The following is a 14067-nucleotide window of genomic DNA, read 5'->3' on the forward strand; positions in this document are numbered from 1 at the left end:
TCGCCCGAGCCGCCCGCCGACGCGGGCGGCCTTACCTGCGGCACTTGTGCAAGATCATGGCTCTAGCTAAACGCATCATTCCCTGTCTCGACGTGACCGCCGGGCGCGTCGTGAAGGGCGTCAATTTCGTCGAACTGCGCGACGCGGGCGACCCCGTCGAAATCGCGCGGCGCTACGACGACCAGGGCGCCGACGAACTCACCTTCCTCGACATCACCGCCACCTCCGACCAGCGCGACCTGATCCTGCCGATCATCGAGGCGGTCGCCTCGCAGGTCTTCATCCCGCTGACGGTGGGCGGCGGCGTGCGCGCCGTCGAGGACGTGCGGCGCCTGCTCAACGCCGGCGCCGACAAGGTCAGCATGAACTCCTCGGCGGTCGCCAACCCGCAACTGGTGGCCGACGCGGCCGGCAAGTACGGCTCGCAGTGCATCGTGGTGGCGATCGACGCCAAGCGCGTGTCGGGCGAGGGCGAGGCGCCGCGCTGGGAAGTCTTCACCCACGGCGGGCGCAAGGGCACCGGGCTCGACGCGATCGAATGGGCCCGCAAGATGGCCGAGCTCGGCGCGGGCGAGATCCTGCTGACCAGCATGGATCGCGACGGCACCAAGTCCGGCTTCGACCTGGCGCTCACGCGCGGCGTGTCCGACGCGGTGCCGGTGCCGGTGATCGCCTCGGGCGGCGTCGGCTCGCTACAGCACCTGGCCGACGGCATCGTCGACGGCCGCGCCGACGCGGTGCTGGCCGCGAGCATCTTCCACTACGGCGAACACACGGTCGGCGAGGCGAAGCGCTTCATGGCCGGTCGCGGCATTCCGGTGAGGCTCTGATGACCACGCAAAGCACCCAGGCGGCGCCGCAGCCGGCCTGGCTCGACAAGGTCCGCTGGGACGATGACGGCCTGGTGCCGGTGATCGCGCAGGAGCTCGGCAGCAACGACGTGCTGATGTTCGCCTGGATGAATCGCGAGGCTCTGAGCAAGACTGTCGAAACCGGCCGGGCCGTTTATTATTCGCGTTCGCGTCAGCGCCTGTGGTTCAAGGGCGAGGAATCGGGGCATGTGCAGCATGTGCACGAGGTCCGGCTCGATTGTGACGAGGACGTCGTGCTGCTCAAGATCGAGCAGATATCGGGTATCGCCTGCCATACCGGCCGGCATTCCTGCTTTTTCCAGAAATTCGAGGGCACCGTGGAAGGCGGCGACTGGGTCGCGGTCGAGCCGGTGCTGAAAGATCCCGAGCACATCTACAAATGACGCAGACCACCCACGACACCCTGCTGCGCCTGGCGGCCGTGATCGACAGCCGCAAGGGCGGCGATCCCGAGCAGTCCTACGTGTCGCGCCTGTTCCACAAGGGCGACGACGCGGTGCTCAAGAAGATCGGCGAGGAAGCCACCGAGGTGGTGCTGGCCGCCAAGGACGTGCGCCAGGGCGGCGCGCCCACGGCGCTGGTCGGCGAAGTGGCCGATCTCTGGTTCCATTGCCTGGTGATGCTGTCGCATTACGACCTGAGCCCGGCCGACGTGCTGGCCGAGCTCGAACGCCGCGAGGGCCTGTCGGGCCTCGAGGAGAAGGCGCTGCGCAAGCGCCGCGAGCGCGAGGAAGGCGACGGTTGAGCGCTCGCGCGCCCTGTGTCGGTCATGTCATCAAACGGAGGTAGCATCATGGACGAACCTTCGATCCAGCCCGGTGGCGCAGCGGTTCCGGCCAATTATCCGGGCGGCGGCCTGTCGAGCGAACGCGAGCAGTCGCTGCGCACGCTCACCCACGTGTTGTACGGTTTGTACGCGATCCACTGGCTGACGGGCGGCATCACCGGGCTGATCGCGATCATCATCAACTACGTGAAGCGCCCGGACGTGGTCGGCACCCGCTACCAGGCGCATTTCGAGTGGCAGATCCGCACTTTCTGGCGCGCGCTGATCCTCTACCTGATCGGCTTCGCGCTGATCTTCGTGGTGGTCGGATTTTTCATCCTGGGCGTGGTCTGGGTCTGGACGCTGTACCGTATCATCAAGGGCTGGCTGTACCTGAACGACAACAAGCCGCTCGATCCGCAGGCATGGTTCTGAGGGCGGGCGGCGCGCCGGGAGCGAGATGAGTCACGATCCGAACTGCCTGTTCTGCAGGATCGCCTCGGGCGAGATCCCGAGCAGCAAGGTGCACGAGGACGAGGAGTTCGTCGCGTTCCGCGACATCAACCCGGCGGCCGAGACGCACGTGCTGGTGATCCCGCGCCGGCACCTGCCGACGCTGTCCTCGGCGGGCGCGGAAGACGCGCCGCTGCTTGGTAGAATGCTGGTCCTCGTCGCGCGCCTGGCCGAACAGCTCGGTTGCGCCTACACGGGTGGCGAAACGGGATTCCGGACCGTGCTGAACACGGGCCCGGGCGGCGGGCAGGAGGTCTACCACCTGCACGCGCACCTGCTTGCCGGGCCGCGCCCGTGGAAGCGGATGGGTTGAACGGGGTGCGCGGCATGCGTCGCATGTCGCCGTGCCGCGCAAGGGAAACGTAACGGATGCCGGCGCCGCCGGCAGTTAGCGCCGCCGCGGCGGCGAGGTTGAGGAGAGTGGCATCATGGGCGGATTGAGTATTTGGCACTGGCTGATCGTTTTGGTGATCGTCGTGATGGTGTTTGGCACCAAGAAGCTGCGCAATCTCGGCAGCGACCTCGGCGGCGCGGTCAAGGGTTTCAAGGACGGCATGAAGCAGGAAGACGAAACGCCGGCCGACGCGCAGCAGCAACTGCCGCGCACGGGCTCGGTGAACGTCGACGCGAAGGAAGCGACGCGTTCCTCCGATTCGAACAAGGCGTGATCGCCTCGCGCTGACAGGACGCCGCGATGCTCGATCTCGGTCTTTCCAAGATGGCGCTGATCGGCGTCGTCGCGCTGGTGGTGCTCGGTCCCGAGCGCCTGCCGCGCGTGGCCCGCACCGCCGGCGCGCTGTTCGGGCGCGCCCAGCGCTATATCAACGACGTGAAGGCGGAGGTGTCGCGCGAGATCGAACTCGATGCGCTGCGCACCATGAAGACCGACTTCGAGAGCGCGGCGCGCAATGTCGAGACCACCATCCACGACAATCTGCGCCAGCACGAAACCGAGCTCAACGATGCCTGGAGCTCGGCCGTCTCGGGTGAATCGGGCGCCTCGGCGGGGCCCGTGTCGGTCGGGGCCGGCTCGTCCTACGATCCCTACGACAGCTCCACCCACGCCTGGCAGGGCAGCCCGATCAGCGCCACCTTCACGCCCAAGCGCCGCAACTGGCGCATCAAGCAGAGCGCCACGCCCACCTGGTACAAGCGCGCCACCACGCGCCGCACGCACGTGCAGTCGGGGGCCGCGCGCGTGGCGCGCCACCAGCCGGCCAGCCTGCGCCGGCCCACGCGTTTCTTCTGACCGCGCACGATGATCGCGCGCGCCCATCACATCCATCGAGGGCCGGTGTGAGCGACCCCCAGCACAACCCGGAAGAAGCCCGGGAAGAAACCTTCATCTCCCATCTCGTCGAACTGCGTACCCGCCTGGTGCGGGCCGGCGCGGCCGTGCTCGTGGTGTTCGTCGGGCTGGTGTACTGGGCGCCCGACATCTTCCGGCTGCTGGCGCGGCCGCTGATGCAGAACCTGCCCAAGGACGGCAAGATGATCGTCACCGACGTGACCGGGTCGTTCTTCGTGCCGATGAAGGTCACGATGCTGGTGGCGCTGGTGATCGCGCTGCCCATCGTGCTCTACCAGATCTGGGCCTTCGTGGCCCCGGGCCTCTACCAGCACGAGAAGCGGCTGGTGATGCCGCTGGTGAGCAGCAGCTACTTCCTGTTCCTGTGCGGCATGGCCTTCGCCTACTTCGTGGTGTTCCCGACCATCTTTCGCGTGATGGCGCACTACAACGCCCCGCTCGGCGCCGAGATGTCCACCGACATCAACAACTACGTGAGCTTCGTGCTGGGAATGTTCCTCGCCTTCGGGGTCACCTTCGAGGTGCCGGTGGTGGTGGTGCTGCTGGTCCGCATGGGCGTGCTGCCGCTCAAGAAGCTCAAGGAGATCCGGCCCTACGTGATCGTCGGCGCCTTCGTGGTGTCGGCCGTGGTCACGCCCCCCGACGTGTTCTCGCAGTTGATGCTGGCCCTGCCGCTGGTGGTGCTCTACGAGATCGGCCTGCTGGCGGCGCGGATCTTCGTCGGCAACAAGCCGGCCGCCGACGAGGAGTCGCAGGCAGCGGGCTGAGCTGGCGAGGTTCTCGACGCGGCCCGTTCAGGGCAATGAAAAAAGGACAGCCGAGGGCTGTCCTTTTTGCTTGATGCGGGCCGCTCCGACGAGGAGGCTGCCGGCTCGCCCGCCCATTGCCGGGTCGCCTTGGCGACCGCGGGTGCCGGGCGCCCCGCTTACTCCGCGTCGTCGTTGTTCTGGTCGTCGAGCGCCTGCTTGGGCGGCGGCGGGCGCTTGCCGATCACCACCGTCACCGTGAACGTGCGCGTCTTGCGCACCACCTCGACCTGGGTCGGCGTGCCCGGCTTGATCTGCGCGACCACGTTGAGCAGGCGCGTGGTGTCGGTGATCGGCTCGTTGTTGACCGTGGTCAGGATATCGCCGGGCTTGATGCCGGCCTTGTCCGCCGGGCCGCCCTGCAGCACGCCGGCGACGATCGCGCCGCTCTTCTGCTGCAGCCCGAAGGAGTCGGCGATCTCGGGCGTGAGGTCCTGCGGCTCGACGCCGATCCAGCCGCGCGTGACGGCGCCGGTGGTGATGATGCTCTCCAGCACGGTGCGCGCGGTCGACACGGGAATCGCGAAGCCGATCCCGAGCGAGCCGCCCGAGCGCGAGTAGATCGCCGTGTTGATGCCGAGCAGGTTGCCGCTCACGTCGACCAGGGCGCCGCCCGAGTTGCCGGGATTGATCGGCGCGTCGGTCTGGATGAAGTTCTCGAAGGTATTGATGCCGAGGTGGTTGCGGCCGAGCGCGCTGATGATGCCCATCGTGACGGTCTGGCCGACCCCGAACGGGTTGCCGATCGCCAGCACCACGTCGCCGACGCGCGCCTGGTCCGAACGGCCCAGGGTGATGGTCGGCAGGTTGGTCATGTTGATCTTGAGCACGGCCAGGTCGGTTTCGGGATCGTTGCCGATCACCTTGGCCGTCGAGGTGCGGCCGTCGGCCAGCGCGACCTCGATCTGGTCGGCGCCGTCCACCACGTGCTGGTTCGTTAGAATGTAACCTTCCGGGCTCACGATGACGCCCGAACCGAGATTCGAGGCGGGCTCCTCCTGCTGCCGGCGCGGATTGCGGTCACCGAAGAAGTAGCGGAACAGCGGGTCCTTGGCGCGCGGATCGGGCGGCAGCGAGCCGTCCTTGCTCGAGAACACGTTGACCACGGCCGGCATGGCCTTCTGCGCGGCATCCGCATACGAGGCCTGCGCGGGCGCGCCGCCAACGCCGGGCGCCACCTCGCGCAGCGCGACGATCGGCGCCGCCAGCTGCTTGCCGAGTTGCCCCTGTCGCTGTAGCCACTGCGGCTTGAGGGTCGCGACGATGAACATCAGCGCGAGCAGTACCGTCACAGCCTGTGCGAAGAACAGCCAGAAGCGTCTAAGCATTTGAAGATATTAGGGGAATATATGGACCGGATCGAACTCGAATTGTACTTGAACAATACCCTCGAGATTGCGCGCTTCAAGGACTACTGCCCGAACGGGCTGCAGGTCGAGGGCCGCCGCCGCATCGAGCGCATCGCCACCGGCGTGACCGCCTCGCTGGCCTTTCTCGAGCGCGCGGTCGAATGGGGGGCCGACGCGGTGCTGGTCCACCACGGCTATTTCTGGCGCAACGAGGCGCCGCAGGTGACGGGCCGCAAGTACCAGCGCCTGAAGCTGCTGCTGGCCAACGAGCTGAACCTGTTCGCCTTCCACCTGCCGCTCGACGCCCATCCCGATTTCGGCAACAACGCGCAGCTCGGCGCGCGGCTCGGCCTGATGGCCGACAGCTATTTCGGCGAGCACGGCCTGGGCTGGATGGCGACCCTGCCGATGGCGGTCTCGCTGGAGCACTTCACGGCCAAGGTCGAGAACACGCTGGGGCGCACGCCGCTGGTGCTCGGCGACGCGGACCAGCTACTGCGTCGCGTGGCCTGGTGCACGGGCGGCGCGCAGAGCTATTTCGACGCCGCCATCGAGGCCGGCGCCGACGTGTTCCTGACCGGCGAAGCCTCCGAATTCGTCACGCATGCGGCGGCCGAGAGCGGGGTGGCCTTCGTTGCGGCGGGGCACCATGCCACCGAGCGCTACGGCATCCAGGCGCTGGGCCGCCATTTGTCAGAGCATTTCGGCCTCGAGCACACCTTCATCGACATCCCCAACCCGGTCTGAAAGCGGTGGAAATGCGGCGGCGCACCCACGAAACGGTATGAAGCGTTCGCTTAACAACTGAGGTGGAAACATCGATCGGCGATGGGGGAAAACCCTTGTCGATCAATGACTTCTGGTCGATTTCGAGATTCAGGCCTTGAAAATCGGACCCCCGTTCGCGCACACTAGCGGCGGTATGCGAAGTCGTGACGGTGAATCCAACTCAGAAGTGGGGCGTGAGATGCGAGATAAAGAAGAGAAACGCGTCGACAGCGGCCGCCGTACCTGGCTGATTGCGACATCCGTAGCAAGCGGTGTCGGTGGTGTCGCCACGGTCATACCGTTCGCGGCGTCGCTCGCGCCGTCGACCAAGGCGAAGGCGGCCGGCGCGCCGGTCGAGGTCGACATCAGCGCGCTCAAGCCCGGCGAACTCGTCACCGTGGCCTGGCGCGGCAAGCCGGTCTGGATCCTGAACCGCACCGACGCGATGCTCGCCGACGTGAAGAAGGCCGATCCGGAACTGGCCGATCCCAAGACCAAGAGCCCGTATTCGATGCCCTTGCCGGCGTACTGCGACAACGAGTATCGCTCGCGCACCGACCACAAGAACATCCTCGTCGTGCTGGCCGTGTGCACGCATCTGGGCTGCACGCCCACCTCGCGCTTCACGCCCGGCCCGCAGCCGAACCTGCCCGACGACTGGCCGGGCGGTTTCCTCTGTCCCTGCCACGGCTCGACCTACGACCTTGCCGGTCGCGTCTTCAAGAACAAGCCGGCGCCACAGAATCTCGATATTCCGCCTTACATGTTCACCTCGGCCACCACGGTGGTGATCGGCAAGGACGAGAAAGGAGAAGCGTGATGGCGACCGATAACAAGAATGTCTCCACGACGGGCTTCATCGGCTGGATCGACGAGCGCTTCCCGCTCACGGCCTCGATCAAGAAGCACGTGACCGAGTACTACGCGCCGAAGAACTTCAACTTCTGGTACTTCTTCGGCTCGCTGGCGCTGCTGGTGCTGGTCAACCAGATCGTCACCGGCATCTTCCTCACCATGAACTACAAACCCGACTCGACGCTGGCCTTCGCGTCGGTCGAGTACATCATGCGCGAGGTGCCCTGGGGCTGGCTGATCCGCTACATGCATTCCACCGGCGCCTCGATGTTCTTCGTGGTGGTCTACCTGCACATGTTCCGCGGCCTGCTCTACGGCTCGTACCGCAAGCCGCGCGAACTAGTGTGGATCTTCGGCTGCGCGATCTTCCTGTGCCTGATGGCCGAGGCCTTCTTCGGCTACCTGCTGCCCTGGGGCCAGATGTCGTTCTGGGGCGCGCAGGTGATCGTGAACCTGTTCTCGGCGATCCCCTTCGTCGGCCCCGACCTCTCGCTCTGGATCCGCGGCGACTACGTGGTGTCCGACGTGACGCTGAACCGCTTCTTCGCCTTCCACGTGATCGCGATCCCGCTGGTGCTGGTGGGGTTGGTGGTGGCGCACCTGGTGGCGCTGCACGAGGTGGGCTCGAACAACCCGGACGGTATCGAGATCAAGGAGAAGAAGGACGAGAACGGCATTCCGCTCGACGGCATCCCGTTCCACCCCTATTACTCGGTACACGATTTCCTCGGCGTCTGCGTGTTCCTGATGATCTTCGCGCTGATCGTGTTCTTCGCGCCGGAAATGGGCGGCTACTTCCTGGAGGCCAACAACTTCATCCCGGCCAACCCGCTGCAGACGCCGCCCGAGATCGCGCCGGTCTGGTACTTCACGGCCTTCTACGCGATGCTGCGCGCCACCACCGACCCGTTCAAGATCGTGCTGATGGTGGTGATCGTGCTGCTCGGCATCGTCGCGCTGCTGCGCGCGCGCGGCAAATGGCGGATCGGGCTGCCGGTGCTGGCCGCCGCGCTGGTGGTCTTCATGGCGCTGACCGAATCGAAGTTCTGGGGCGTGGTGGTGATGGGCTCGGCGGTCGTCTCGCTGTTCTTCCTGCCCTGGCTGGACCGCAGCCCGGTCAAGTCGATCCGCTACCGGCCGACCTTCCACAAGGTGTTCCTGGGGATCTTCGTCCTCGCCTTCTTCACGCTCGCCTTCCTCGGCACGCAGTCGCCGTCGCCGGCCAAGACGCTGATCGCACAGTTCTGCGCGCTGATCTACTTCGCGTTCTTCCTGGGCATGCCGTTCTGGACCCGATTGGGCACGTTCAAGCGTCCGCCCGAGCGCGTCAATTTCCGGCCCCATTAATGCGAGCGAGGAGAACACGATGATGAGGACGCTGCTGAAGACGTTCCTGCTGATCGGGGCCGCATCGCTCGCACTGGCGATGGGCCCGGCGCGTGCCGACGAAGGTAATTTTCCGCTCGACCGGGCGCCCGATAACGCGGAAAATCTCGTTGCCCTGCAGCATGGCGCGCAATTGTTTGTAAACTACTGCCTGAATTGCCATAGCGCCAACCTGATGCGCTACAACCGTCTGACGGATCTGGGGATTTCCCAGAAGGAGATCGAGGCGAATCTCCTGTTCGCGACGGACAAGGTCGGCAATACGATGAGCGTCGCGATGCGGCCGGACGACGCGAAGAGCTGGTTCGGCGTGACGCCGCCCGATCTCTCGGTCGAGGCGCGGGCTCGCGGGCGCGACTGGCTCTACACGTACCTGCGCAGCTTCTACCGCGACGACACGCGGCCGACCGGCTGGAACAACGCGGTGTTCGAGAACGTCAGCATGCCGCATGTGCTCTGGCAACTGCAGGGGCAGCGCACCGCGAAATACGAGGATGTCGAGGACCTGGAAACGGGCGAGAAGGTACACAAGCTCGTCGGATTCCAGACTGTCACGCCTGGCACGCTATCGTCGGTGGATTATGATGCGGCCGTGGCCGACCTCGTCGCGTACCTGGGCTGGATGGCCGAGCCCGAGCAGCAGACCCGCAAGCGCGTCGGCGTCTGGGTGCTGATGTTCCTCGGCATCCTGAGCTTTTTCGCGTGGCGGCTGAATGCCGCGTATTGGAAAGATATCAAGTAAACACGCCAAGACCGGCGTGGGGCCGGCGCAAGGAGAGACCTGCTGGCAGGTTTGTCCGCGCGTCGGCCCTCGGCTTTTTTGAGGAAACGCAAATTATGATGGTTCTGTATTCCGGCACGACGTGTCCTTTCTCCCAGCGCTGCCGGCTGGTGCTGTTCGAAAAGGGCATGGACTTCGAGATTCGCGATGTGGACTTGTTCAACAAGCCCGAAGACATCGCCGTGATGAATCCCTATGGTCAGGTGCCGATCCTCGTCGAACGTGATCTGATCCTGTACGAGTCGAACATCATCAACGAGTACATCGACGAGCGCTTCCCGCATCCGCAGCTGATGCCGGCCGACCCGGTGCAGCGTGCGCGCGCGCGCCTGTTCCTGCTGAACTTCGAGAAGGAGCTGTTCGTCCACGTCAGCACGCTCGAGAACGAGAAGGGCAAGGCGGCCGAGAAGAACCACGAGAAGGCACGCCTGGCGATCCGCGATCGCCTGACCCAGCTCGCGCCGATCTTCGTCAAGAACAAGTACATGCTCGGCGAGGAGTTCTCGATGCTCGACGTCGCGATCGCGCCGCTGCTGTGGCGTCTGGATCACTACGGCATCGAGCTGTCGAAGAACGCGGCACCGCTGATGAAGTACGCCGAGCGTATCTTCAGCCGCCCGGCGTATATCGAGGCGCTGACGCCTTCGGAAAAGGTGATGCGTCGTTAACGGCCCTGCGGCCATCGGTACGCGCGCGGCGGCGAGCCGCCGCGTTCGTGCCCGTACGAGGACTGTGATGCAAGAGACTTCCACCAAACCGTATCTGCTGCGCGCGTTGTACGAATGGTGCACGGACAACGGTTATACGCCGCACATCGCGGTGCGCGTCGACAATTCGACGCGCGTGCCGCGGCAGTATGTGCGCGACGGCGAGATCGTGTTGAACATCAGCTTCGAGGCGACCAGCGCGCTGCAGATGGGCAACGAATGGATCGAGTTCACGGCGCGTTTCTCGGGCAAGGCGCACAAGCTCGAGGTGCCGGTCGCCAACGTGCTGGCGATCTACGCGCGCGAGAACGGGCAGGGCATGGCCTTCCAGGTCGACGCCACCGCGGACGAGCCTGGCGAGTCGGCGATCGAGGACGATGTCGCCGAAGCTGCGCCGGCATCGGCCGACGAAGCGGCGCGAGAGGCGGCCGAGCCGTCGGAAGGCGCGGATGTGCCTGCCTCGTCGCCCGACGACGATGGCGGTGCCTCGGGAAAGAGCAACCGACCCCGCCTCAAGATCGTGAAATGAGGTAGAATCTGCGGCTACGCCGGCTTAGCTCATCTGGTAGAGCAGTTGATTTGTAATCATCAGGTGGCGGGTTCGAGTCCTGCAGCCGGCACCAAATAAATCAAAGGGTTACGTGATGTCCGCGTAACCCTTTGTCGTTTTTGGAACGCCCTCGGCTGATCCGCTTCAATCCCTTCGCTACAACTCACGCGTCGCGGCGGTGCGATCGACGCACGATCCAGCCGAACAGTGCAAACACGATCCACGACGCGATCAACGCCAGTACAAAACTGATCGCGAGCAGCGAGCCAAGAAGAAAGTCATCGCTTTGCTCCCCGCCTTCCGAGCCGAGCACGCGTAAGGTCGGTGCGACCACATCCCAGCCGGCGCCATCGTTGAACCAGTGTGACAACCAGGGTATCGCCGTGACGCCTGCATAAATGGGCAGCGTCAGCAGCAGCGCGAGCACGAATCGGGCAATGATTTTCATCGGACCGTGACCCGGCGCCATATGCCTTCAACTTCGTCCCAGGCACGTCGAATGTCGGTTGCGCCTCGAGAAAGGCGCGCAACCTGGTGAATCGCGCCAGGCTCGGCAGGGTGATGCAGCCGTCGCTTTCGCGGAAGCGGCCAACCGGATGCAGCCGGAAATATGCCCGCCGGATGCCGCTGATGACAGTGACGTCGTCGATTTTCCCGTCGTTGCGATGCTTGTTCAGGACGACCGTGCATTCGACGGGCATGGGTGGTCGGTATCCTTTGCTCTCAGCAATAGTGGCTGGGCGTTGCGGCTGCCAGCGCTTTTAGGTCCGCGCTATCTTCCATCGGAAATCGCATACACGGCAAGCTGGCTCTGCTTGGTGCGACACCATGCCTTGTGTCGGCAGCGAATTTATATCGATCGATGGCCTGCGTACCCGGATCGAAAAATGAAGATTGCCGCGAAAACAGGCAAGCGAATGTGGGCCAAGGTTATCGATAATTTTGCGAATGGATCCGATGAGGAGATAACAAATTCATTCATCGAAGAATGCTTGAAATTCGGAAATCGCGATCGAAAATTCGATGTGAAAATTCTCCAAAGTCTATGTAATACATGGATTCCGGAGGTGGGTAACTTGCCGTGGAGGTTTCGATAATGATGAAATGAATGAGCGTGGATCCAGGTCGATTGATTAAAAATGAATTCGCGAGTCGAGACCAGGCACGACATCGACATCCAGGCCATAAACCCCCAATCATCCACCCGCGCCCCTTCAAATCCTTTGCCTTCCTACGCGGTTTCATTACCATATGACCTCGCCATCGCATCCACCGCGAAACGAGGTGCCGAAGGCACATCCGAATAACAATCCGAGGACACTCACCATGAACCAAGCCACCACGCAGCAACCCTCGTTCGCCTTCATCGCCGCCTCGTGGGCCGCGCTGCTGGCCGGCGTCGTCGCCTACCTGCTCGGCCTCTGGAACGCCGGCATGCAGCTCAACGAGAAGGGCTACTACTTCACCGTGCTGGTGCTGGGCCTGTTCGCGGCGGTCTCGCTGCAGAAGAGCGTGCGCGACCGTGTGGAGGGGCTGCGCGTGACCGGCATCTACTACGGCCTGTGCTGGATCGCGACGCTGCTGGCGGTGGCCCTGCTCGGGATCGGTTTGTTCAATGCCACGCTCGCGTCCAGCGAGAAGGGCTTCTACGGCATGGCCTTCCTGCTCGCCCTGTTCGGCGCGATCGCGGTGCAGAAGAACACGCGCGATATCCAGGCCGCGCGGCCGGAGTTTCGCGACGGAGAAGCGCTGCCCCCGCTGCAGGAATAAACGCTTTCCTTCGATACGACGCGGTGCGCGATGTGCCGCGTCGGTCACATTTCCGGAAAATCGCCGGGCCCGCGTTTTCATCGCGGGGCTTCGCGATGCCTGCCGAAAACCCGCGATTTTCTCGCGCGATCGGCCGATCCACCTGGAATTGCCGGAGCACGAAACTTCCCGATTAAACGTTTCCCTCGCCGCACCGATTCACTTTCGTAAGCTGGATCGAATCGCGCGCACCAGCCGATCGTCATGTCGATACGATTGGCGCATGGCCTCATGCCATCCTATTTCACATTTCGCTTGGTCCGAAACTGTTAAATTCCGGACTTCGCCTGTCGATCCGTCCGAGTACGACGTGCAGTCCGACGCCGTGCCGAGTTTCCGCACCTGCCATGTCCGCCGTCACCGTTGCTCTGGCTACTACCGCACTGTTCGGGCTCCTGACGCTCGTGCTGCTCGGCTCTCTGGCTCGTACCCAGGCGGCGGGCGTGCGCGAATGGTTTGCCGCGAACGTGATGCTGTCGGTGTCGCTGGCGCTGATTCTCGCGCGCGGCCTGGTGCCGGACCTGCTGTCGATCGTGATCGCCAATGGCTTGCTGCTGCTCTCGGGCGTGACGCTCTACGCCGGCTACGCGCGCTTCCTGAAGATTCCCCCGCATTGGCCCTGGCTCGCGTTGCTCACCGCGCTGACGCTGCCGGCACTGACCTACTGGCGTTACGCGGTCGACAGCCTGCCGATGCGCGTGGCGATCACGGCGCTGTTCAGCGGCGCGGTGTGCATCGCGATTGCCGCCGTGGTGCTGCTGCGACGACGAACCGGTCAGTCGCGCTATCCCTACCTGGCCGCCGCCGCGCTCGCGATCATCTTCGCGCTGAGCCAGCTCGCGCGCGGCGCCGGTTTCGTGCTGCTGCCCGAGGCCATGCAGGCGAGCCAGCTCGCGGCCACCGCCAATGTGTTGCTGCTGGGCGTGGGCGCGGCGATCATGCCGGTGATGTCGATGTGCGCGATCCTGCTGGTGCACGATTCGCTGCAGCGCGAGGCGCGCCAGGTGATCGACCATGATTTCCTGACCGGCGCGCTGTCGCGACAGCGCTTCGAGTTCGTCGCGCGGGCGCGCGTCGAGGATGCCGAGCTCAACGGCAAGCCGCTCTCGCTGCTGCTGGTCGACCTCGACCACTTCAAGTCCATCAACGATACCTACGGCCATGCCGGCGGTGACAACGTGCTGCGCGAATTCACCGACCTGATGCGCAGCCGGCTGCGCGGCGGCGATGCGCTCGGGCGTCTGGGCGGCGAGGAGTTCGCGATCCTGCTGCCGAATACCACGCTGGCCGATGCCTACCGCATCGCCGAGCGCCTGCGCGACGAGGTGAGTCGGCACGAAGTGGTGACCACCACCGGCCTCTGTTCGTACAGCACCAGCGGCGGCCTGGCCAGCCGCCAGCCCGGCGAAACGCTCGAACAACTGGCGGCGCGTGCCGACCAGGCGCTCTACGACGCCAAGGTGGCGGGACGCAACCGCGTCTGTCTGCACTCGGGACGCGTGCAGACGAACATGCTGGTCGAGCAGGACTGAGGCGCCGCGCGCGGGAAGGAATCCGAAAGGAAGGGGCGGTGCTGCAAGACGGCGGGGCGGCCCG

Annotated in this window: 18 protein-coding genes, 1 tRNA gene and 1 pseudogene; 17 read left to right on the top strand and 3 right to left on the bottom strand. The window is 64.7% G+C overall.

Going from position 1 to position 14067, the window contains the following annotated elements; translation table 11 throughout:
- Window positions 1-56 precede the first annotated feature (56 nt).
- The 8 genes from hisF to tatC all read left to right on the top strand — a co-directional run bounded on the left by hisF (window position 57) and on the right by tatC (window position 4227).
- On the top strand, window positions 57-830 hold the full coding sequence (gene hisF / locus BM43_RS25575) for an imidazole glycerol phosphate synthase subunit HisF (protein ID WP_013696437.1): 774 nt from the start codon (window positions 57-59) through the stop codon (window positions 828-830).
- The gene (gene hisI, locus BM43_RS25580; RefSeq protein ID WP_036048472.1) at window positions 830-1255 is read left to right on the top strand and encodes a phosphoribosyl-AMP cyclohydrolase; all 426 of its coding nucleotides are present in this window, start codon (window positions 830-832) and stop codon (window positions 1253-1255) included. The genes hisF and hisI overlap by 1 nt, the downstream gene beginning before the upstream one ends.
- Window positions 1252-1617 carry a phosphoribosyl-ATP diphosphatase gene (locus BM43_RS25585; RefSeq protein ID WP_017918336.1) on the top strand — a complete coding sequence of 122 codons (366 nt, stop codon included), beginning with the start codon at window positions 1252-1254 and terminating at the stop codon, window positions 1615-1617. Before hisI ends, BM43_RS25585 begins: the two co-directional genes overlap by 4 nt.
- Window positions 1618-1665: 48 nt before the next feature.
- The gene (locus BM43_RS25590; protein WP_013696440.1) at window positions 1666-2073 is read left to right on the top strand and encodes a DUF4870 family protein; all 408 of its coding nucleotides are present in this window, start codon (window positions 1666-1668) and stop codon (window positions 2071-2073) included.
- A 25-nt stretch (window positions 2074-2098) separates the two neighbouring features.
- The gene (locus BM43_RS25595; RefSeq protein ID WP_013696441.1) at window positions 2099-2464 is read left to right on the top strand and encodes a histidine triad nucleotide-binding protein; all 366 of its coding nucleotides are present in this window, start codon (window positions 2099-2101) and stop codon (window positions 2462-2464) included.
- 115 nt (window positions 2465-2579) lie between these two features.
- A complete protein-coding gene (tatA, locus tag BM43_RS25600; protein ID WP_013696442.1) occupies window positions 2580-2819 on the top strand; it encodes a Sec-independent protein translocase subunit TatA in 240 nt (79 codons plus the stop codon).
- A gap of 26 nt (window positions 2820-2845) precedes the next feature.
- A complete protein-coding gene (tatB, locus tag BM43_RS25605; RefSeq protein ID WP_013696443.1) occupies window positions 2846-3400 on the top strand; it encodes a Sec-independent protein translocase protein TatB in 555 nt (184 codons plus the stop codon).
- Window positions 3401-3447: 47 nt separating this feature from the next.
- A complete protein-coding gene (gene tatC / locus BM43_RS25610; RefSeq protein WP_013696444.1) occupies window positions 3448-4227 on the top strand; it encodes a twin-arginine translocase subunit TatC in 780 nt (259 codons plus the stop codon).
- A gap of 158 nt (window positions 4228-4385) precedes the next feature.
- Here the strand turns inward: tatC and BM43_RS25615 are convergent, their stop codons facing one another.
- Window positions 4386-5594: a Do family serine endopeptidase gene (locus BM43_RS25615; RefSeq protein ID WP_013696445.1), complete on the bottom strand. Its 1209-nt coding sequence runs from the start codon at window positions 5592-5594 to the stop codon at window positions 4386-4388.
- A gap of 21 nt (window positions 5595-5615) precedes the next feature.
- On the opposite strand from BM43_RS25615, the gene BM43_RS25620 reads away from it, so the two are divergent.
- From BM43_RS25620 to BM43_RS25650, 7 genes are all read left to right on the top strand, one after another.
- Window positions 5616-6362 carry a Nif3-like dinuclear metal center hexameric protein gene (locus tag BM43_RS25620; RefSeq protein ID WP_036048471.1) on the top strand — a complete coding sequence of 249 codons (747 nt, stop codon included), beginning with the start codon at window positions 5616-5618 and terminating at the stop codon, window positions 6360-6362.
- A 220-nt stretch (window positions 6363-6582) separates the two neighbouring features.
- Window positions 6583-7203, top strand: coding sequence for a ubiquinol-cytochrome c reductase iron-sulfur subunit (gene petA / locus BM43_RS25625; RefSeq protein WP_013696447.1), 621 nt, complete (start codon window positions 6583-6585; stop codon window positions 7201-7203).
- Window positions 7203-8585 (top strand): cytochrome b, encoded by a 1383-nt coding sequence (locus tag BM43_RS25630; protein ID WP_013696448.1) that lies wholly within the window; start codon window positions 7203-7205, stop codon window positions 8583-8585. Before petA ends, BM43_RS25630 begins: the two co-directional genes overlap by 1 nt.
- 22 nt (window positions 8586-8607) lie before the next feature.
- Entirely contained in the window at window positions 8608-9366 is a 759-nt protein-coding gene (locus BM43_RS25635) for a cytochrome c1 (protein WP_036052886.1), read from the top strand.
- A 95-nt stretch (window positions 9367-9461) separates the two neighbouring features.
- The gene (locus BM43_RS25640) at window positions 9462-10073 is read left to right on the top strand and encodes a glutathione S-transferase N-terminal domain-containing protein (RefSeq protein ID WP_012734444.1); all 612 of its coding nucleotides are present in this window, start codon (window positions 9462-9464) and stop codon (window positions 10071-10073) included.
- Window positions 10074-10140: 67 nt separating this feature from the next.
- A complete protein-coding gene (locus tag BM43_RS25645; RefSeq protein ID WP_013696450.1) occupies window positions 10141-10641 on the top strand; it encodes a ClpXP protease specificity-enhancing factor in 501 nt (166 codons plus the stop codon).
- An 18-nt stretch (window positions 10642-10659) separates the two neighbouring features.
- Window positions 10660-10735, top strand: a tRNA-Thr gene (locus tag BM43_RS25650).
- Window positions 10736-10825: 90 nt separating this feature from the next.
- Here the strand turns inward: BM43_RS25650 and BM43_RS25655 are convergent.
- Window positions 10826-11110 (bottom strand): LapA family protein, encoded by a 285-nt coding sequence (locus BM43_RS25655; RefSeq protein WP_036048470.1) that lies wholly within the window; start codon window positions 11108-11110, stop codon window positions 10826-10828.
- Window positions 11111-11207: 97 nt separating this feature from the next.
- Window positions 11208-11363: pseudogene (locus BM43_RS39415) on the bottom strand (hypothetical protein); the annotation flags it as partial.
- A 625-nt stretch (window positions 11364-11988) separates the two neighbouring features.
- Here BM43_RS39415 and yiaA point away from each other — a divergent pair.
- Window positions 11989-12432, top strand: a complete 444-nt coding sequence (gene yiaA / locus BM43_RS25660; protein WP_036048469.1) for an inner membrane protein YiaA — start codon at window positions 11989-11991, stop codon at window positions 12430-12432.
- A gap of 386 nt (window positions 12433-12818) precedes the next feature.
- Window positions 12819-14003, top strand: coding sequence for a GGDEF domain-containing protein (locus BM43_RS25665; protein ID WP_036048468.1), 1185 nt, complete (start codon window positions 12819-12821; stop codon window positions 14001-14003).
- Window positions 14004-14067 lie beyond the last annotated feature (64 nt).

This window comes from Burkholderia gladioli (genome assembly GCF_000959725.1).
In the GTDB taxonomy this organism is placed as follows: Bacteria; Pseudomonadota; Gammaproteobacteria; order Burkholderiales; family Burkholderiaceae; genus Burkholderia; species Burkholderia gladioli.